The 18,975-nt window shown below is 67.2% G+C and carries 17 protein-coding genes; 14 read left to right on the top strand and 3 right to left on the bottom strand.

Going from position 1 to position 18,975, the window contains the following annotated elements; all coding sequences use genetic code 11:
- The 4 genes from SFC76_RS10420 to SFC76_RS10405 all read left to right on the top strand — a co-directional run bounded on the left by SFC76_RS10420 (position 1) and on the right by SFC76_RS10405 (position 3,245).
- A complete protein-coding gene (locus SFC76_RS10420) occupies positions 1-1,161 on the top strand; it encodes a M48 family metallopeptidase (protein ID WP_322849401.1) in 1,161 nt (386 codons plus the stop codon).
- Positions 1,162-1,170: 9 nt separating this feature from the next.
- Positions 1,171-1,770 carry a hypothetical protein gene (locus SFC76_RS10415; RefSeq protein WP_322849400.1) on the top strand — a complete coding sequence of 200 codons (600 nt, stop codon included), beginning with the start codon at positions 1,171-1,173 and terminating at the stop codon, positions 1,768-1,770.
- Between the two features lie 419 nt (positions 1,771-2,189).
- Positions 2,190-2,771 (top strand): hypothetical protein, encoded by a 582-nt coding sequence (locus SFC76_RS10410; protein WP_322849399.1) that lies wholly within the window; start codon positions 2,190-2,192, stop codon positions 2,769-2,771.
- A 204-nt stretch (positions 2,772-2,975) separates the two neighbouring features.
- Positions 2,976-3,245, top strand: a complete 270-nt coding sequence (locus SFC76_RS10405; protein ID WP_322849398.1) for a hypothetical protein — start codon at positions 2,976-2,978, stop codon at positions 3,243-3,245.
- A 75-nt stretch (positions 3,246-3,320) separates the two neighbouring features.
- On the opposite strand, the gene SFC76_RS10400 is transcribed toward SFC76_RS10405, so the two are convergent.
- Positions 3,321-3,563 (bottom strand): hypothetical protein, encoded by a 243-nt coding sequence (locus SFC76_RS10400; protein WP_179508589.1) that lies wholly within the window; start codon positions 3,561-3,563, stop codon positions 3,321-3,323.
- A gap of 456 nt (positions 3,564-4,019) precedes the next feature.
- Here SFC76_RS10400 and galA point away from each other — a divergent pair, with 456 nt between their 5' ends.
- A complete protein-coding gene (galA, locus tag SFC76_RS10395; protein ID WP_322849397.1) occupies positions 4,020-6,485 on the top strand; it encodes a beta-galactosidase GalA in 2,466 nt (821 codons plus the stop codon).
- A gap of 4 nt (positions 6,486-6,489) precedes the next feature.
- On the opposite strand, the gene SFC76_RS10390 is transcribed toward galA, so the two are convergent.
- Positions 6,490-6,726 (bottom strand): hypothetical protein, encoded by a 237-nt coding sequence (locus SFC76_RS10390; protein WP_322849396.1) that lies wholly within the window; start codon positions 6,724-6,726, stop codon positions 6,490-6,492.
- Entirely contained in the window at positions 6,723-7,730 is a 1,008-nt protein-coding gene (locus SFC76_RS10385; protein WP_322849395.1) for an SDR family oxidoreductase, read from the bottom strand. The genes SFC76_RS10390 and SFC76_RS10385 overlap by 4 nt, the downstream gene beginning before the upstream one ends.
- A gap of 99 nt (positions 7,731-7,829) precedes the next feature.
- Between SFC76_RS10385 and SFC76_RS10380 the strand changes: the two genes are divergently transcribed.
- From SFC76_RS10380 to lpdA, 9 genes are all read left to right on the top strand, one after another.
- Positions 7,830-8,411 (top strand): ClpP family protease, encoded by a 582-nt coding sequence (locus SFC76_RS10380; protein WP_322849394.1) that lies wholly within the window; start codon positions 7,830-7,832, stop codon positions 8,409-8,411.
- An 80-nt stretch (positions 8,412-8,491) separates the two neighbouring features.
- Complete coding sequence (locus SFC76_RS10375; RefSeq protein ID WP_038659584.1) at positions 8,492-9,277, top strand: succinate dehydrogenase iron-sulfur subunit; 786 nt, start codon at positions 8,492-8,494, stop codon at positions 9,275-9,277.
- Between the two features lie 10 nt (positions 9,278-9,287).
- The gene (locus SFC76_RS10370) at positions 9,288-9,734 is read left to right on the top strand and encodes a PaaI family thioesterase (protein ID WP_322849393.1); all 447 of its coding nucleotides are present in this window, start codon (positions 9,288-9,290) and stop codon (positions 9,732-9,734) included.
- A gap of 120 nt (positions 9,735-9,854) precedes the next feature.
- Complete coding sequence (gene zapE, locus SFC76_RS10365) at positions 9,855-10,955, top strand: cell division protein ZapE (RefSeq protein ID WP_322849392.1); 1,101 nt, start codon at positions 9,855-9,857, stop codon at positions 10,953-10,955.
- A gap of 131 nt (positions 10,956-11,086) precedes the next feature.
- Positions 11,087-12,049, top strand: a complete 963-nt coding sequence (mdh, locus tag SFC76_RS10360; RefSeq protein ID WP_322849391.1) for a malate dehydrogenase — start codon at positions 11,087-11,089, stop codon at positions 12,047-12,049.
- A 90-nt stretch (positions 12,050-12,139) separates the two neighbouring features.
- Positions 12,140-13,024: a succinate--CoA ligase subunit alpha gene (sucD, locus tag SFC76_RS10355; protein WP_293877422.1), complete on the top strand. Its 885-nt coding sequence runs from the start codon at positions 12,140-12,142 to the stop codon at positions 13,022-13,024.
- A gap of 156 nt (positions 13,025-13,180) precedes the next feature.
- A complete protein-coding gene (locus SFC76_RS10350) occupies positions 13,181-16,153 on the top strand; it encodes a 2-oxoglutarate dehydrogenase E1 component (RefSeq protein WP_322849390.1) in 2,973 nt (990 codons plus the stop codon).
- 47 nt (positions 16,154-16,200) lie between these two features.
- Positions 16,201-17,445 (top strand): 2-oxoglutarate dehydrogenase complex dihydrolipoyllysine-residue succinyltransferase, encoded by a 1,245-nt coding sequence (gene odhB, locus SFC76_RS10345; protein ID WP_322849389.1) that lies wholly within the window; start codon positions 16,201-16,203, stop codon positions 17,443-17,445.
- A 128-nt stretch (positions 17,446-17,573) separates the two neighbouring features.
- The gene (gene lpdA, locus SFC76_RS10340) at positions 17,574-18,974 is read left to right on the top strand and encodes a dihydrolipoyl dehydrogenase (RefSeq protein ID WP_322849388.1); all 1,401 of its coding nucleotides are present in this window, start codon (positions 17,574-17,576) and stop codon (positions 18,972-18,974) included.
- The last annotated feature ends 1 nt before the right edge of the window (position 18,975 follow it).

The raw sequence follows: 18,975 nt of genomic DNA, 5'->3' as shown, positions 1-18,975 counted from the left end.
ATGCGCCGCCCGATCGCCGCCGCGCTCGTCGTCGCGATATTCGCCACGAGCCCGGCGCGCGCCGCGTCCGACGCGGCATGGGCGCTGCCGCCTTATGTCGCGGCCTATCAGCCGAGCGACATCGACGAGCGCGGCGCCTGGATGCTCGCCGACGACGAGGAGCGGCGGCTGCGCGATGCGCCGGACGTGATCCGCGATCCCGCGCTCAACGCCTTCGTCCGCGGCGTCCTGTGTCGCACCGTCGGCGCCGATCGCTGCGACGCGATCCGGCTCTACATCGTGCGCATCCCGGCGTTCAACGCGACCACTTATGCCAACGGGATGATGACATTATGGTCGGGTGCGCTGCTGCGGCTGCGCAACGAGGCCGAACTGGGGGCGATGCTCGGCCACGAATTCGGCCATTTCGAGCTGCGTCATTCCGTCGCGGACTTCCGCCATCGGCGCAGCGGCAACGATCTGCTCGCCTGGGCATCGATCCTCGGCGGCGGCTTCGCGTTGCAGGTGGCGACGGTCGGCGGCTTCTACCGGTTCGATCGCGCGCAGGAGAAAGCGGCGGATCTGCTCGGCCTGCGCTATCTCGCGGCGTCGCCCTATCCGACATCGGCGGCGGCGGACATCTGGGTGCGGGTCATGGCGGAGACCGACGCGTCCGCGATCGGCCGCTATCGCAAGCCCGACCAGCGCTATACCGCCGGCTTCTTCGCGACGCATCCGACCGAGCTTACCCGCGCCACCTATCTGCGGGCCGCCGCGGCGCAGATCGGCGTCCACGGCGCGGACGAGGCGGCGCGATATCGCGCGGCGTTGGCGCCATGGCTGCCGCGGCTGCTCGTCGACCAGATCAAGCTCAACGATTTCGGCGGCAGCGAATATCTGCTCGCGCAACTGGCGGCGGACGGCTGGACGACGCCGTTGCTGTTCGCGCGCGGCGAACTCTATCGCGAACGCGGCCATCCGCGCGATCTGGTCAGCGCCGCCGGCTTCTATCGCGACGCGATCGGCCACGGCGATGCGCCGCCCGAGGCCTATCGCGGTCTCGGCCTCGCGCTGCTGCGCGGCAACCAGGCCGAGCCCGGCAAGGCGGCGCTGCGCGACTATCTCCGCCGCAAGCCCGATGCGGGCGACGCGCCGCTGATCTCCACCCTGATCGCTTCATGAGGCTTGCCGATGACGTTGCGCCGCTCCACCTCCATCGCGCTCGCCGCCGTCGCGCTTGGTCTGGCGGTGCCGATTCAGGCGGGCAACACGCTGATCCCCGCGGGGCGGCGTGTCGCCGTCGCCGGATCGACGCTGACCGTCCAGCCCGACGCCGAATGGAACCGGCTCGCCGCGCGCCCCGGCCGTTATGCCGAACGCTGGACGATCGACGGCGCGCCGCTCGACGCGCTGACCTTCTATGGCGGCATCGCCGACGGCAAGACGCTGTTCCGCGAGGTCGATCGCAAGGCCCGGCCACTGCCGCGCGTCGCGGCGACGATGCTGATCACCGACATCCCGACCTTGCTGGAGAACAGCTATCGCGTCGCGCTTGGCATCGCGGCGATGACGATCGAGCGCGTCGAGCCGGCGCGCTTCGCCGGCAATAACGGCGTGCATTTCACCTACAGCTATATCCGTTCGAACGAATCGCTGCACCGCCGCGGCGAGGCGTTCGGCGCGATCATCCGCGGCCGCCTCTATCTGATCACCTACGAGGCTCCCGCGCTTCATTATTACGAACGCAGCGCCCCCGCCGCACGCCGCGTCGCCGAAAGCGCCAGGGTATGACGGGCGCAGCGAGGTTCGCGCCGTTGCCCGGTCGGTTTGGTCACCCCGAACCGGTCCCGTCGCCCGGCCGGCGCGCGATCGGCATGACCGCGCATCGGCGATCGGGCGGTGCAGCGCCGGGGGCAGGGGGGAGACTGACCAGCCCACCAGATACTGGGCGGGCGGGTCAGTCCGGTAATCCCTTTCATGGTCTTTCGGACCGTTCCTGCCTGTACCGGGAGAAGGTTAACGCCGCGTTTCGCATCCATCGTTGGGCGTGGAGCGACGCGCCAGATCGATCGCTCGGGTACCATAAAGGTCCGATCCCTATCGGACGGGGCATTTGACTAATGACAAAATGGGCCTGTCGCGTTAGGACAGCATTCGTGCCCGAGTTCCGTCGCAAGTGACGACGACCGTAGTGTGCCGGGAGACATAAGATGACCCAGGTTCGTTGGCGAAGAACGAAGCTGCGCGCCCTGATCCTGCGCATTCAGGGCTCCGTGTTCATTTCCGACGCCTTGCGGCGGCGCCTGCTCAACTTCGCGGGCGCCCGGATTCACCCGACCGCGACCATCCGTCATTCATGCTGGCTCGACAGTGCCGATATCGTGATGGGGCCGGATGCGATGCTCAATTGCTTCGCCCGCTACGACGGCGCCGCGCCGTTGATCTTCGAGGCGGGGGCGCGGGTGTCGTCGGGCGTCACCTTCACCACCAGCACGCATCATCACACCGGCGATCCCAGGCGGCGCTCGTCGCCGGAGACGATCGACTCGCCGATCACGATCAAGGCGGGCAGCTGGGTGATGACCGACGTCACGATCAACCCCGGCGTCACGATCGGCGAAGGCTGCGAGATCGGCGCCAAGGCGATGGTGGTCGAGGATACCGAGCCAAACGGGCTGTACGTCAACATGGCCGGTCCCACCGGCACCATCCGCGCCCGTCGCGTCAAGGACCTGCCCGTCCCCGACACCTCCGCCGCCGCGCCGGTGGTGCTGGCGACGAAGCGCGCCTGACGCCCGCCGCCGGCCGCGATCGCGGCGAACGGCGGCCTTGCGCGGGGCGGAGCGAAGCCGCGCTGCGCGAGTTGACCTGTTTCGGAACGGGATTCCGCCGTAAGTCGCTATGGCGATTGCGGTTGCTCGCGGGCGTCCCGACCGGCATGTCTGTACCACGCCCTGCCGGCGGGCTCGTCAACTCCCGGGCCGGCAGGGCGCCCGATGGGGCGCTTGAGAATGTATTGGGAACATCTTTCCGCAAGCGATGCCCTGATCCTCGCCGCGATCGCGGTGGTGATCGCCAGCCTCTATCTCGCACTCCGCTACGACCGGCGCCTGCAACGGCGGCGCGCCGCCGAATGGCACGATGCCTATTTTCGTCGCGGCGGGCTGGTCCGCACGCTGATGGCGCGATGGGGCCGCGGCCCGGCGCGCCTGACCGACCAGCGTGAGGACGCGCCGCGGCCGCAGCCACAACAAAGGGGGCCGTAGCCCCCTTTGCGAGCGCCCGTGGCGCTGCCGTGACCGGCGGCCGTGCGCGAAGGCGACGACCGCGGACAGCGGATCTTAGTTGCTGTCGGCCTTGCCGTCGTCCGAAGCGACGGCGACGATGCCGGCTGCCACGGCGGCGACCGCCAGCACGGCGATGATCACGCCGCCACCGGCGAGCTCGTTCTTCTTGGCCGAGGTCGAACCAGTGCGCACCGACTTGGCGACCGACAGGCTCGCAGCGGGGTTGGCCGGTGCCGCAGCGACCGGTGCAGCGACGAGGGCCGTGGCGGCAACGGCGGTGAGGTACTTACGAATCACGCTAATCTCCTATTGTAGGGTTACCCCTCGGCCATCCCTGGCACGAGGAGGCTACCATTGGGTTAATGCGGCCGATTTTGCAATCTCGGGCGCCGCGCGCGCCGGTGTCGCCACCCGTCAGACCCGCCCCGTAAAATGTTCGCGCAGGCTCCCATGATCTTCATCTAAAGCACGCAAATACAACGGCTTGATCAAAGAAATATCGATGCTCCTGGACGGGCCCTGCGTGGACGCCCTGATACAAATCCACCCATGGTACTGACGTCTGACAGGCATTGAGGACCCGACAAAGGGCATGTCGGCAAGCCGCTGTAATCGTGGCAGAACATTGCCCCAGCTTCCATCGGACGGGCCGCCGGAAGCGCGAAGTTGGAGAGGCTGGTATCGTATAATATATTTGACGGCATAAAGACGGCATGTTGGAATGGCCTCCTAACCACCTTGGAAGGATGCCTCTTGAGCCACCCGCACCGCCGCGCGCTTCTGAAGACCGGCGGCGCCTCCGCCGTCGCGGCGCTGCTGCCCGTCGCACCTCCCGCCGCCGCGGCGGCGCCCACGTCGAGCCCGCGCATCGTCGAGCCGCTCGACGCCGACTGGCGCTTCCATCTCGGCCACGCCAGCGATCCCGCCAAGGACTTCGGCTTCGGCCGCAGCCACGACACTTATGCCAAATCCGGCGATGCCGGCACGCCCGCCGCCGAGGCCAAGTTCGATGCCAGGGATTGGGCGACCGTGTCGCTGCCGCACGATTGGGCGGTCGACCTGCCGTTCGAGAAGTTCGGCGCGCCCGGCAGCGACGAGGACAAGACCGGCGCCTATCAGGGCTTCAAGCCGCTCGGCCGGATGTGGCCGGCGACCAGCGTCGGCTGGTACCGCCGCATCATCAAGCTGACCCCGGACGACGCCGGGCGCCGCCTGCTGCTCCAGTTCGACGGCGTATCGCGCGACTGTCTCGTCATCCTCAACGGCTTCATCGTCGGATCGAACGAGAGCGGCTACACACCCTTCGAGATCGACGTCACCGACTTCGCCAAGCCGGGCGAGGACAATGTGCTGCTCGTCCGCTGCGATGTCAGCCTCGGCGAGGCCTGGTCCTACGAGGGCGCCGGCCTCTACCGCCACGCGCGGCTGGTCAAGACCGCGCCCGTCCACGTCCGGCAATGGGGCGCGACCGTCCGCACCACGATCGCCGCGGCGGGCGCACAGGTCGCGATCGCCACCGAGATCGCGAACGACGGCCCCGCCACGACCGTGCGGCTGCGCTCGACCATCGCCGGGCCGGACGGGCGCGTGCTCGCGCGGCTGACCTCCGACCCCCTCGCGCTGCCCGCCTGGGGCGAGACGATCGCCGGGCAGCAGACGCTGCTCGCCGATCCCGCGCTCTGGTCGCTGGAGACGCCGCAACTTCACACCCTGACCAGCGAAATCCTGATCGACGACGCCGCGGTCGACCGCGACGAGACGCGCTTCGGCATCCGCACGATCCGCTTCGATCCCGACCGCGGTTTCTTCCTCAACGACCGTCCGGTGAAGATCAAGGGCACCTGCAACCATCAGGATCATGCCGGCGTCGGCTTCGCGGTGCCCGACAGCCTGCACGTCTGGCGGCTCGAACAGCTCAAGGCGATGGGGTCCAATGCCTATCGCTCGACGCATCACGCGCCCGCGCCCGCGGTGCTCGACGCCTGCGACCGGCTCGGCATCCTCGTGATGAGCGAGACGCGGCAAATGTCCAGCAACGCCGAGGGTATGTCGCAACTCGACCGCGTCGTGCGGCAGGGGCGCAACCACCCCAGCGTCTTCATCTGGAGCATCGGCAACGAGGAGATCCACCGCGGCACCGAAAACGGCGCCCGCATCGCCGAGACGATGAAGCGCCGCGTCTACGCGCTCGACGGCACCCGCCCCGTCACCGAGGCGTTCAACGGCAGGCTGGGGCAGGGCGCATCGCGCGTGCTCGACGTGATGGGCTGCAATTATTATCTGACCGAGATCGACGGCTTCCACGCCAAGCATCCGACCGTGCCGATGATCGGCACCGAGACGGGCAGCACGGTGATGACCCGCGGCGAATATGCCCGCAACGACAAGGAAGGGCTGGTTCCCGCCTACGACCGGGACTTCCCCGTCTGGGCGACCACCGCCGAAACATGGTGGTCCTTCTACGACGCGCGGCCGTTCCTCGCCGGCGGCTTCGTCTGGACCGGGTTCGACTATCGCGGCGAGCCGACGCCGTTCGAACGCTGGCCGGAGAATGTCTCGCATTTCGGCCAGATGGACCTGTGCGGCTTCCCCAAGGACAATTATCATTATTACCGGGCATGGTGGGGATCGGAGCCGGTGCTGCACCTCTTCCCGCACTGGAACTGGCCCGGCCGCGAGGGGCAGGCGGTCGCGGTCTGGGTGCACAGCAATTGCGAGGCGGTCGAATTGTTCGTCAACGGCCGCAGCCTCGGACGGCAGACGGTGACGCGCAATACGCATCTCGCCTGGCAGGTGCCCTACGAGCCGGGTCGGATCACCGCGCACGGCTTTCGCGGCGGTCGGCGCATCCTGACCGCCGAGCGGCAGACGACCGGTGTGCCGGCGCGGATCGGTCTGTCGAGCGACCGGCGGCAGCTCGCGCCGGGGGAGGTCGCGGTGGTCCGCGCCGCCATTCTCGATGCCGAGCGTCGCGAGGTGCCGACCGCCAGCAACCGTATCGCCTTCGCGCTGACCGGCGATGCCGTGCTGCTTGGCGTCGGCAACGGCGATCCGCGCAGTCTGGAGCCCGATCACGCGACGACACGATCGATGTTCAACGGCTTGGCGATGGCGCTGGTCCAGGCGGGGCCGAAGGGCGGCCCGATTCGCCTTGAAGGCCGCGGCGAGGGCCTCGCCCCGACGATGCTGGCGCTGATCGGGAGTGTGGACCGGGGCTAGCGGCTCAGCCGGTCAGCCGCGCCGCCAGTCCGCGGATCGCCTGCCCGGCGAACACCGCGACCGGTTCCCCATCCACCTCAACCGCGCGTTCGGGGCGCAGCACCGCGTCATTCTGCAACCCGTTGTCGAGCGCCAGCCACGCCCGCACCGCATCGGCGAGGTTGGTCACTTCGGGGACCTCGTTGCCGCCGCGATCGACATTGGCGAGGACCGCGCTCATCTGCCATTCGATGTCGCTCATGCCGCATCCTTCCGACGATAGAGAAACGCTCCGGCACCTATCGCCGCGGCCGCGATCAGCGTCTTGGTCAGTCCCGAACGCTTCGCCGCGGCGGTATACAGGCTGGTCCGCCGCGCCGCCGGATGCTCGCCCGAATGGACACGGCCGGTATCGGCTGTGGTGAACAGATTGCTGGGCGCGGGCTGCTCTTTCTTCGGATCGACGAACATCGTCGCCGCCAGCGGCGCGAGCCGGTCGAACAATGTAGGGAAATGCGCCGCGAACAAGGCCTGCGCGCGGCCCGCGCCGCCGACGGTGATGTCGCGCTTGGCATGCGTCGCGCAGAACAGGATCGCGTCCGCGACCAGCTCGGGCGCATAGACTGGCGGCGGGATCTGCGCCTCGCCGGGCTCGTGATTGGCGGCATGCTGCGCGATCGGCGTGTCGATCCCCGCCGGCTTGACCAGAGTCACCTGGATCGGCACGCCGTCGCTGGCCAGCTCCATCCGCAGCGCGTCGATATAGGCCTTGGTCGCGTGCTTGCTCGCGGCATAAGCGCCCATGATCGGGCTCGGCATATCCGACGCGACCGACCCGACCGTGATCAGCGTACCGCGCGACGTGGTCAGATACGGGATCGCGGCGAGGCAGCCATGGACGGTACCGAAATAGTTGGTCCGGAACAGCTGGCGATGCTCGTCGTCGGGCAGCTCAACCAATTTGCCGTAGATCGCGGTGCCGGCATCGTTGACCCAGGTGTCGATCCGCCCGAACCGCTGGTTGGCATGCGCCGCCGCGGCGCGGATCGCATCCGCATCGCCGATGTCGGCGGCATAAGCGTCCGCCGTCCCGCCCGCCGCGACGATGCCCTGCACCGCGTCGCGCAACGCCGCCTCGTCGCGCGCGACCAGCAGCACCCTGGCACCGCGCTCCGCCGCCATCCGTGCGGTGACGAGGCCGATTCCGGAACTTGCCCCGGTGATCACGATCACCTGCTCGGAAAGGGGCTTGAGCGCTGGTTTCATGAAGCAATCTTTCATCGGGTCGCGCCACAAGCGCCCCAGCACCGCGGCGGGTTCCGCGATGGTTGGGAACCTCGACCGATCACAAGGGTTCGCCGCGACATGACCGACTTCGCCCGTGAAAACGTCGCCAGCAAATACCCTTTGCTCGCCTTCCCGCACATCCAGCTCCACGGCACCGTGGACGACATGATGTACGCCCGCTTCAAGACGCAGCTCGCCGAAGCGCCGCAGGACGGACCGCTCGTCGTCTCAATCACGACGCTCGGCGGCGACCCCGAGATGGGCCGTGCGATGGGCGACGACATCCAGTTGCTGCGCGATTACACCGGCCGCGAGACCTTGTTCCTCGGCAAGGTCGCGGTTTATTCCGCCGGCGCCACCTTCATGGCGGCCTTCCCGGTCGAGAAGCGCTTCCTCACCCGCGGCACCCGGCTGATGCTGCACGAGCGGCTGATGACGAGCACGGTCCAGCTCTCCGGCCCGCTCACCACCTTGCCCGCGGTGCTCAAGGCCAAGCTCCACGAGATCGAGGAGTCGATCAAGATCCAGGAAGAGGGCTTCCGCGAGATCGTCCGCGGCTCGTCGGTGACGCTGGACGAGCTGCGCAGCAAGGCGCCATCCAATTGGTATATCGAGGCCGAGGAGGCGCGGCAGCGCGGTCTTGTTCTTGATGTGATCTGATCGCGACCTATCTCTCGGGGGTTGCACTCGCCCGACGAAAGGCATAGCCGCAACGCAGCATATAGAGGAGCGTTGCGGCGATGGCCGAGTTCACCCTGCCCAAGAACAGCAAGGTCAAGGCGAAGGGCAAGGTTCATAAAGCGACCGGTGACGCGCAGCGCATCAAGACCTTCAAGGTCTATCGCTACGATCCCGATACCGCCGAGAACCCGCGTTACGACACGTTCGAGATCAACCTCGACGAATGCGGTCCGATGGTGCTCGACGCGCTGATCAAGATGAAGGCGGAGCAGGATTCCTCGCTTACCTTCCGCCGGTCATGCCGCGAGGGCATCTGCGGTTCGTGTTCGATGAACATCGACGGCCGCAACGGTCTCGCCTGCACCACCGCGATCGAGGACGTGAAGGGCGAGGTGAAGATCACGCCGCTTCCGGCGATGGACGTCATCAAGGACCTCGTTCCCGACTTCACGCATTTCTACGCGCAATACAGCTCGATCAAGCCGTGGATGCAGACGGTCAGCCCGCCCCCCTCGGGCAAGGAGCGGTTGCAGTCGCCGGAGGATCGCGCGAAGCTCGATGGCCTCTACGAGTGCATCCTGTGTGCCTGCTGCTCGACGTCCTGCCCGAGCTATTGGTGGAACGCCGACAAGTTCCTGGGGCCGGCGATCCTGCTCCAGGCCTATCGCTGGCTCGCCGACAGCCGCGACGAGATGACCGGCGAGCGGCTCGACCAGCTCGAGGATCCGTTCCGCCTGTATCGCTGCCACACGATCATGAACTGTGCGAACACCTGCCCGAAGGGTCTCAACCCCGCCAAGGCGATCGCCGAGATCAAGAAGATGGAAGCCGAGCGCATCCTGTAAGGCGGGGGGCGTGACGGAGTCCCCGGCCTTCGTCGATGACGACGACCCGGACCTGCCCGGCTGGACGCGCTGGCAGGTCCGGGACGTGTCCCGCTTCAACGCCTTCATCGAGCCGCTGCATGTCCGCGTCGAGGGCGAGATCGCCCGCGTCCGCATGCTGCCCAGGCGATACCATTCCAATATGCGCGACAACGTCCACGGCGGCGCACTGCTCGGCTTCATGGATGTCGCGCTGTTCGCCGCGTCGCGCGCGTTCGGCGTACTCGGGGCAGGCGGCGCTGTGACGGTCGATCTGTCGGCGCAGTTCATCGATGGCGGCGCGATCGACGTGCCGCTAGAAGCGCGCATCGAGTTGCTGCGTGAAACCGGCCGGATGCTCTTCCTGCGCGGGCTCGTCGTGCAGGAGGCGCGAACGATCGCGAGCTTCACCGGCACGCTGCGCAAGGCCGCCGCCTGACCCCGACCATTCACCGATCGCACCCGCCCTCGGCATCTCTCCCCTCGCGATCGGCGAGGGCGGGGGCGCCACGCCTATAATTGCAGGATAGGGCGCCCCACGGCGCCGCAGGAACATCGCATGACCAAAGTCCTCAACGCCTATGACGCGCTCGTCGCCGCCGGGGAGCTTCGCCCCGACGCCGAGCAGCGCGCCGCCGCCACCCGCCTCGACGAACTCGCCGCCGCGCTCGAAGCGCCGCGCAAGAAGAGCCTGTTCGGCCGCCTCACCGGGCGCGGCGGCGGCACGCCGCGCGGCGTGTACATGTTCGGCGATGTCGGCCGCGGCAAGTCGATGATGATGGACCTGTTCTTCGCCAACGTCGCCGTCGGCAAGAAGCGCCGCGTGCATTTCTCGGAGTTCATGCTCGAAGTGCACGGCCGCATCGCGATCGAGCGCCGCAAGGAGGCCGGCGACCCCATCGCCCCCGTCGCCGCCGCGCTCGCCGAGGAGACGCGGCTGCTCGCCTTCGACGAGATGATGGTCACCAACTCGCCCGACGCGATGATCCTCAGCCGCCTGTTCACCGCCTTGCTCGAAGCCGGCGTGACGATGGTCACCACCTCCAACCGCGCACCCGCCGATCTCTACAAGAACGGGCTCAACCGCGAGCATTTCCTGCCCTTCATCGCGCTGATCGAAAGCCGCCTCGATGTGGTGACCCTGAACGGCCCGATCGATTATCGCCGCGACCGGCTGGGTCAGCAGAACACCTGGCTCGTCCCCAACGGCGCGGAGGCGACGCGGAACCTCTCCGCCGCCTTCTTCCGCCTGACCGATCACGAGGTGACCGAGCCGATCCCGTCGGAGGATATCGCAATACAGGGCCGCACGCTCCACGTCCCAAAGACGTTGAAAGGCGTCGCCGTCTTCTCGTTCAAGAAGCTGTGCGGCGAGGCGCGCGGTGCTGCCGACTATATCGCGGTGGCGCGCCGTTATCATACGGTGATCCTTGTCGGCATCCCGCGGCTCGGCCCGGAGAACCGCAACGAGGCGGCGCGCTTCGTCGCGCTGATCGACGCGCTATACGAGCATAAGGTCAAGCTGCTCGCCGCTGCCGATGCCGAGCCGGATGCGCTGTATCCGGCAGGCGACGGCAGGTTCGAATTCCAGCGGACGGTCAGTCGGCTGGAGGAAATGCGCTCCGAGGACTACCTCGCGCAGGGCCATGGCGCAGCTTAATGCAGTTGCGAACCATTATCATATAAACTCTTAACCGATGGCGTTTATCGGTTGCCGGGCGCGCAAAACGGGCGTAGTCGGCGTGGCCAATCACGCCCCGCCCCGAATTGGGGCCAACGGAGATGGATTGGATGGCTCGCAAGAAGATCGCGCTGATCGGCGCCGGTAACATCGGCGGCACGCTCGCGCACCTCGCGGCTTTGAAGGGTCTTGGCGACATCGTGCTGTTCGACGTCGTCGAAGGCGTGCCGCAGGGCAAGGCGCTCGACCTCAGCCAGTGCGGCCCGGTCGAAGGCTTCGATGCCAAGATCACCGGCTCGAACGATTATGCCGACATCGCCGGCGCCGACGTCATCATCGTCACCGCCGGTGTCGCGCGCAAGCCCGGCATGAGCCGCGACGATCTGCTCGGCATCAACCTCAAGGTGATGAAGGCGGTCGGCGAGGGCATCAAGGCCAACGCCCCTGACGCTTTCGTGATCTGCATCACCAACCCGCTCGATGCGATGGTCTGGGCGCTGCGTGAATTCTCCGGCCTGCCGCACAACAAGGTCGTTGGCATGGCCGGCGTGCTCGACTCGGCGCGCTTCAGCCACTTCCTCGCCGACGAATTCCAGGTCTCGGTCAAGGACGTCACCAGCTTCGTGCTCGGCGGCCATGGCGACACGATGGTCCCGGTCATCTCCTATTCGACCGTCTCGGGCATTCCGATCCCCGACCTCATCAAGATGGGCCGCTCGACGCAGGACAAGATCGACGCGATCGTCAAGCGCACGCGGGGCGGCGGCGGCGAGATCGTTGGCCTGCTCAAGACCGGCTCGGCCTATTACGCCCCGGCGACCAGCGGCATCGCGATGGCCGAGGCCTATCTCTACGACCAGAAGCGCGTCCTGCCCGCGGCGGCCTATGTCGACGGCCAATATGGCGTGAACGACCTCTATGTCGGCGTGCCGGTGGTGATCGGTGCCGGCGGCGTCGAGCAGATCGTCGAGATCGCGCTCGACGACGAAGCAAAGGCGAACCTCGCCGTCTCGGTCGATGCGGTCAAGGAACTGCTCGAGGCGTGCAAGGGCATCGATAGCTCGCTGAATTAACCTTTCGGTGCGGGGCGGCGACCGGCCGCTCCGCCCCTCTTATAGCGCTCCCGCACGTGACGGGGGCTGCGTCACATCCAGGGAGCCTCCATGAGCATCCTCGTCAACAAGAACACCAAGGTCATCACCCAGGGCATGACCGGCGAAACCGGCAGCTTCCACACCAAGGCGGCGCTGGAATATGGCACGCAGATGGTCGGCGGCGTGACGCCGGGCAAGGGCGGGACCGAGCATCTCGGCCTGCCGGTCTACAACACCGTGGCCGAAGCCAAGTCGAAGACCGGCGCGGATGCGTCGGTGATCTACGTGCCGCCGCCCTTCGCGGCCGATTCGATCCTCGAGGCGATCGATGCCGAGATCCCGCTGATCGTCGCGATCACCGAAGGTATCCCGGTGCTCGACATGGTCCGCGTCAAGCGCGCGCTGTCGGGCTCCAAGTCGCGGCTGATCGGGCCGAACTGCCCGGGCGTGCTGACGCCGGGCGAGTGCAAGATCGGCATCATGCCGGGCTCGATCTTCAAGCAGGGGTCGGTCGGCGTCGTGTCGCGCTCGGGCACGCTGACCTATGAGGCGGTGTTCCAGACCTCGAACGCCGGGCTCGGCCAGACCACCGCGGTCGGCATCGGCGGCGATCCGGTCAACGGCACCAATTTCATCGATGTGCTCGAACTGTTCCTCGCCGACGAGGCGACGCAGTCGATCATCATGATCGGCGAGATCGGCGGCGATGCCGAGGAGCAGGCGGCGCAGTTCCTGATCGACGAGGCCAAGCGTGGCCGCAAGAAGCCGATGGCCGGCTTCATCGCGGGCCGCACCGCGCCTCCGGGCCGTCGCATGGGCCACGCCGGCGCGATCGTGTCGGGCGGCAAGGGCGACGCCGAGAGCAAGATCGCGGCGATGGAAGCCGCCGGCATCAAGGTCGCGGCGAGCCCTTCGGAACTCGGCTCGACGCTGCTGGAAGTGCTGAACGGCTGACACGATATCTCCCTCTCCCGCCGGGAGAGGGAGGGAGCCGTCCGAAGGGCGGCGGAAGGGTGAGGGCGACGTGCCACACTCGCCCTCATCCTCCCACCCGCTGACGCGGGCGGGCCCCTCCTTCTCCCGATGGGAGAAGGGTAAAGGAAGAAGACCATGGGCTACGAAGGTCAGGATTTCAGCGACATCGCATCCGGCGTGTCGCCTGCGTTCATCGAAGCGCTCTACGCCAAATATCAGGCTGACCAATCGTCGGTCGATCTCGGCTGGCGTGGCTTCTTCGAGGGTCTCGAGGCGGGCACCGGTGGCCCGAGTTGGACCAACAAGCGCTGGCCTTTGTCGACCACCGACGACCTGACCGCGGGCCTCGACCCGACGCAGATGGAGCCGGCGCCCAAGCCCGCCAAGGGCGGCAAGCCCGCCGCGGCGCCTGCGGCCGCCCCGTCCAAGGACGACGTTATCAAAGCGGCAGGCGACGCGATCCGCGCGCAGATGCTGGTCCGCACCTATCGCGTTCGCGGCCATCTCGCCGCCAACCTCGATCCGCTCGGCCGGTCGAATCGCGACATGCCCGAGGATCTGCGTACCGAATATCACGGCTTCACCGACGCCGATCTCGACCGGCCGATCTACCTCGGCGGCACGCTCGGCTTCGAATGGGCGACCGTGCGCGAGCTGGTCGACACGCTGCGCCGCAATTATTGCGGCAACGTCGGCCTCGAATATATGCACATCGTCGACGTCGAGGAGCGCCGCTTCCTGCAGGATCGCATGGAGGGCAAGGACAAGGCGATCGAGTTCAGCACCGACGGCAAGCGCGCGATCCTCAGCAAGGTCATCGAGGCCGAGCAGTGGGAGAAGTTCCTCGGCAAGAAGTATGTCGGGACCAAGCGCTTCGGCCTCGACGGCGGTGAGAGCATGATCCCGGCGCTCGAAAGCGTCATCAAGTACGGCGGCCAGGCCGGCGTGCGCGAGATGGTGTTCGGCATGGCGCATCGCGGCCGGCTCAACGTCCTCGCCAACGTCATGGCGAAGCCGCTGCGCGTCATCTTCCACGAATTTGCCGGCGGCTCGGCCAACCCCGACGAGATCGGCGGGTCGGGCGACGTCAAATATCACCTCGGCACCTCCACCGACCGCGAGTTCGACGGTCACAAGGTGCATATGTCGCTGGTCGCCAATCCGTCGCACCTCGAGGCGGCCGATCCGGTCGTGCTCGGCAAGACCCGCGCGATTCAGACGCTGGCCAACGACCTGACCGATCACGTCGCCTCGCTGCCGGTGCTGATCCACGGCGACGCGGCGTTCGCGGGGCAGGGGATCGTCTGGGAATGCCTCGGCTTCTCGGGGATCCGCGGCTACAACACCGGCGGCTGCGTTCACTTCATCATCAACAACCAGGTCGGCTTCACGACGTCGCCGCAATTCGCGCGCTCGTCGCCCTATCCGTCCGACGTGGCGAAGGGCGTGCAGGCGCCGGTCTTCCACGTCAACGGCGACGATCCCGAGGCGGTGACCTTCGCCACCAAGATGGCGATCGAATTCCGGCAGAAGTTCCACCGCGACATCGTCATCGACATGTGGTGCTACCGCCGCTTCGGCCATAACGAAGGCGACGAGCCCGGCTTCACCCAGCCGCTGATGTACAATGTCATCCGCCAGCACCCGGGCGTCAGCGAGATCTACGCCAAGCGCCTGATTTCCGAAGGCGTGATCGACCAGGCGTGGCTGGACGACAAGGTCCACCAGTTCACCACCCTGCTGGAAGGCGAGTTCGAGGCGGGCGCGAGCTACAAGCCGAACAAGGCGGACTGGTTCGCCGGCCGCTGGTCGGGCCTGTCGGCGCCGACCGACGGCGGCAGCGAGCGCCGCAACGTCGAGACGGGGATCGAGCTCAAGCTGTTCGACGCGCTCGGCCGCACGCTGACGACGGTGCCGGAGGGCATCCAGATCCACAAGACGCTGTCGCGCGTGATCGATGCCAAGCGCCAGATGTTCAAGACGGGCGAGAATTTCGACTGGGCGACGGGTGAGGCCTTGGCCTTCGGCTCGCTGCTGTCGGAGGGCTATGGCGTCCGCCTGTCGGGCCAGGATTCGGGCCGCGGCACCTTCTCGCAGCGCCACGCCGTCTGGGTCGACCAGACCGACGAGCATAAATACGTACCGCTGACCACCGTCGAGCACGGCCGGTTCGAAGTGCTCGACAGCCCGCTTTCCGAATACGGGGTGCTCGGTTTCGAATATGGCTATGCGCTCGCCGACCCGAAGACGCTGGTGATGTGGGAGGCGCAGTTCGGCGATTTCGTCAACGGCGCGCAGATCATGATCGACCAGTTCATCACCAGCGGTGAGTCCAAGTGGCTGCGCGCCAACGGCCTCGTGATGCTGCTGCCGCACGGCTACGAAGGGCAGGGGCCCGAGCATAGCTCGGCGCGTCCCGAACGCTTCCTCCAGTCGTGCGCGCAGGATAATATCCAGGTCGCCAATTGCACCACGCCGGCGAACTATTTCCACCTGCTGCGCCGGCAGATGCATCGCAACTTCCGTAAACCGCTCATCGTGATGACGCCCAAGTCGCTGCTCCGCCACAAATTGGCGGTGTCGGCGGCGGCGGACTTCCAGGGCGACAGCCACTTCAAGCGCATCCTGTCCGACACCAACGGTGCGGCGGATGCCGAGACGAAGCGGCTGGTGCTGTGCACCGGCAAGGTCGCCTACGATCTGATCGAGGCGCGCAACGCCGCCGGCGATACCGGGACGCAGATCGTCCGTGTCGAGCAGCTCTATCCGTTTCCCGGCGACGCGCTCGCCCGCCGGATCGCGCGGATGCCGCAGCTCGAGGATGTCGTCTGGGCGCAGGAAGAGCCGAAGAACAACGGCTATTGGTTCTTCGTCGAGCCGCTGATCGAGGAATCGCTCAAGGCCGCCGATTGCGCGGTCAAGCGGCCGCGCTATGCCGGTCGTCAGGCCTCCGCCTCGCCGGCGACCGGCCTGATGAAGCGTCATACCGCCGAACAGGGTGCGCTGGTCGCCGATGCGCTCGGCCACAACGTCCGCGAGGAAATCCGCCGCACCCGCAGCGAGGGTTCGACGACGACCGCCCGGCCGACCCAGTCCCCCAGCAGCTAACAACGTTCCCCGATTGAGACCCCTCCGCGGGGAGAAGGATGCAAGAGATGGCAACCGAAGTTACCGTGCCCGTTCTGGGTGAATCGATCACCGAAGCCACCGTCGGCGAATGGCTCAAGCAGCCCGGCGACCCCGTCAAGGTCGACGAGCCGATCGCCAGCCTCGAAACCGACAAGGTCTCGGTCGAGGTGCCCTCGCCGGTCGCCGGCGTGATGGGCCAGCATGCGGTCAAGGTCGGCGACACGGTCGAGGTCGGCGCGATGCTCGCGACGATCGAGGCGGGTGACGGCGCGGCCGCCGCTCCGGCAGCCATGCCCGCTCCCGCGGCGGCACCGGCTCCCGCCGCCGCGCCGGCTCCGACAGCCGCGCCGGCGCCTGCCGCGCAGCCCGAAGCGTCGAGCGATTCGCCCGCGGCGCTGTCGCCGTCGGTGCGTCGTGCAGTGCTCGAATATGGTCTCGATCCGTCGTCGATCACCGGCACCGGCAAGGACGGCCGCATCACCAAGGAGGACGTCGCCGCCGCCGCCGCGTCGAAGCCCGCGACGCAGGCGCCCGCCGCCGCGCCGGCTTCCGCCGCTGTCGCAACGGGGGGTCGCAAGGAAGAGCGCGTCAAGATGACGCGCCTGCGCCAGACGATCGCCAAGCGCCTCAAGGAAGCGCAGAACACCGCCGCGATGCTGACGACGTTCAACGACGTCGACATGACCGCGGTGATCGAGGCGCGCGCCAAGTACAAGGATCTCTTCGAGAAGAAGCACGGCGTTCGCCTCGGCTTCATGGGCTTCTTCGTGAAGGCCGCGACGATGGCGCTGAAGGACATCCCGTCGGTCAACGCCTCGATCGAGGGCGACGAGATCGTCTATCACGATTATGCCGATATCTCGGTCGCGGTCAGCGCGCCGAACGGCCTCGTCGTGCCGGTGATCCGCGACGCGCAGGACCTGACCGTCGCCGGCATCGAGAAGACGATCGGCGACTTCGGTCGCCGCGCCAAGGACGGCACGCTCAAGATGGACGAGATGAAGGGCGGTACCTTCACCATCTCCAACGGCGGCGTCTTCGGCTCGCTGATGTCGACCCCGATCATCAACCCGCCGCAGGCGGCGGTGCTCGGCCTGCATCGCATCGAGGAGCGCCCCGTGGTGGTCGGCGGCCAGGTCGTCGTGCGCCCGATGATGTACCTCGCTTTGTCCTACGATCACCGCCTGATCGACGGCCGCGAGGCGGTGACCTTCCTCGTCGCGCTCAAGAACGCGATCGAGGACCCGACCCGCATCCTGATCGACCTGTAAGAGGCCGAACACCAACTCACCCCGGCGAAAGCCGGGGCCCAGTTGGGAAGGCGGCGGTGACGAAGCGCCACGCTCTTCCCATATGTCCCCCAACTGGACCCCGGCCTGCGCCGGGGAGGAGACCTGAAATGGCTGACGAACAGCAATACGACTATGACGTCCTCGTGATCGGTGCCGGCCCCGGCGGCTATGTCGCCGCGATCCGCGCCGCGCAGCTCGGGCTCAAGACCGCCTGCGCCGAGAGCCGCGAGACGCTCGGCGGCACCTGCCTCAACGTCGGCTGCATTCCGTCGAAGGCGATGCTGCACGCGTCCGAATTCTTCGATGCCGCCTCGAACGGCACGATGGCCAAGATGGGCATCAAGGTCACCGCCGAGCTCGATCTCGACACGATGCACGGCCAGCGCCGCGATGCGGTCAACCAGCTCACCGGCGGCATCGAATATCTGTTCAAGAAGAACAAGGTCGAATGGCTCAAGGGCCGCGCCAGCTTCACCGGCAAGGACAGCGTCGAGATCGACGGCAAGGCCGTCCGCGCCAAGAACATCGTCATCGCCACCGGCTCGTCTGTCACGCCGCTGCCCGGCGTCACCGTCGACCAGACGGTGATCGTCGACAGCACCGGCGCGCTGGAACTCGCCAAGGTGCCGCAGCATCTCGTCGTCATCGGTGGCGGCGTCATCGGCCTCGAGCTCGGCAGCGTCTGGCGCCGGCTCGGTGCGAAGGTCACCGTCGTCGAATATCTCGACCAGATCCTGCCCGGCTTCGACGGCGACGTCCGCAAGGAAGCGCAGAAGATCTTCAAGAAGCAGGGTTTCGAGTTCAAGCTGTCGACCAAGGTCACCGGCGTCGCGGTCAACGGCGATGCCGCGACGCTGACCGTCGAGCCCGCCGCCGGTGGCGAGGCGCAGACGATCGAGGCCGACGTGGTGCTGCTCGCGATCGGTCGCAAGCCGAATACCGACGGCCTCAACCTCGAAGCCGCCGGCCTGTCGGTCAACGCGCGTGGCCAGGTCGAGATCGACCATGATTTCGCCACCAGCGTGCCCGGCATCTGGGCGATAGGCGACGTCGCGCCGGGCCTGATGCTCGCACACAAGGCCGAGGACGAAGGGATCGCGGTCGCCGAGAACATCGCCGGCCTGACCGGCATCGTGAACCACGACATCATCCCGAGCGTCGTCTACACGCTGCCCGAATTCGCCGGTGTCGGCCTCACCGAGGAAGCCGCCAAGGCGAAGGGCGAGATCAAGGTCGGCAAGTTCCCGATGATGGCCAACAGCCGCGCCAAGACCAACCACGAGCCCGACGGCTTCGTGAAGATCATCGCCGACGCCAAGACCGATCGCGTCGTCGGCGTCTGGGCGATCGCCAGCGTCGCCGGCACGATGATCGCGCAGGCCGCGCAGGCGATGGAGTTCGGCGCGACGTCGGAGGATATTGCCTACACCTGCCACGCCCACCCGACGCATTCCGAGGCGATGAAGGAAGCGGCGATGGCGGTGACCGGCAAGCCGATCCACATCTGAT

Origin of the sequence: Sphingomonas sp. CD22 (genome assembly GCF_034556155.1) — a bacterium.
In the GTDB taxonomy this organism is placed as follows: domain Bacteria; phylum Pseudomonadota; class Alphaproteobacteria; order Sphingomonadales; family Sphingomonadaceae; genus Sphingomonas.
The sequence above is the reverse complement of the archived record's forward strand: the minus strand, read 5'-3'. Positions and strand labels throughout refer to the sequence as shown.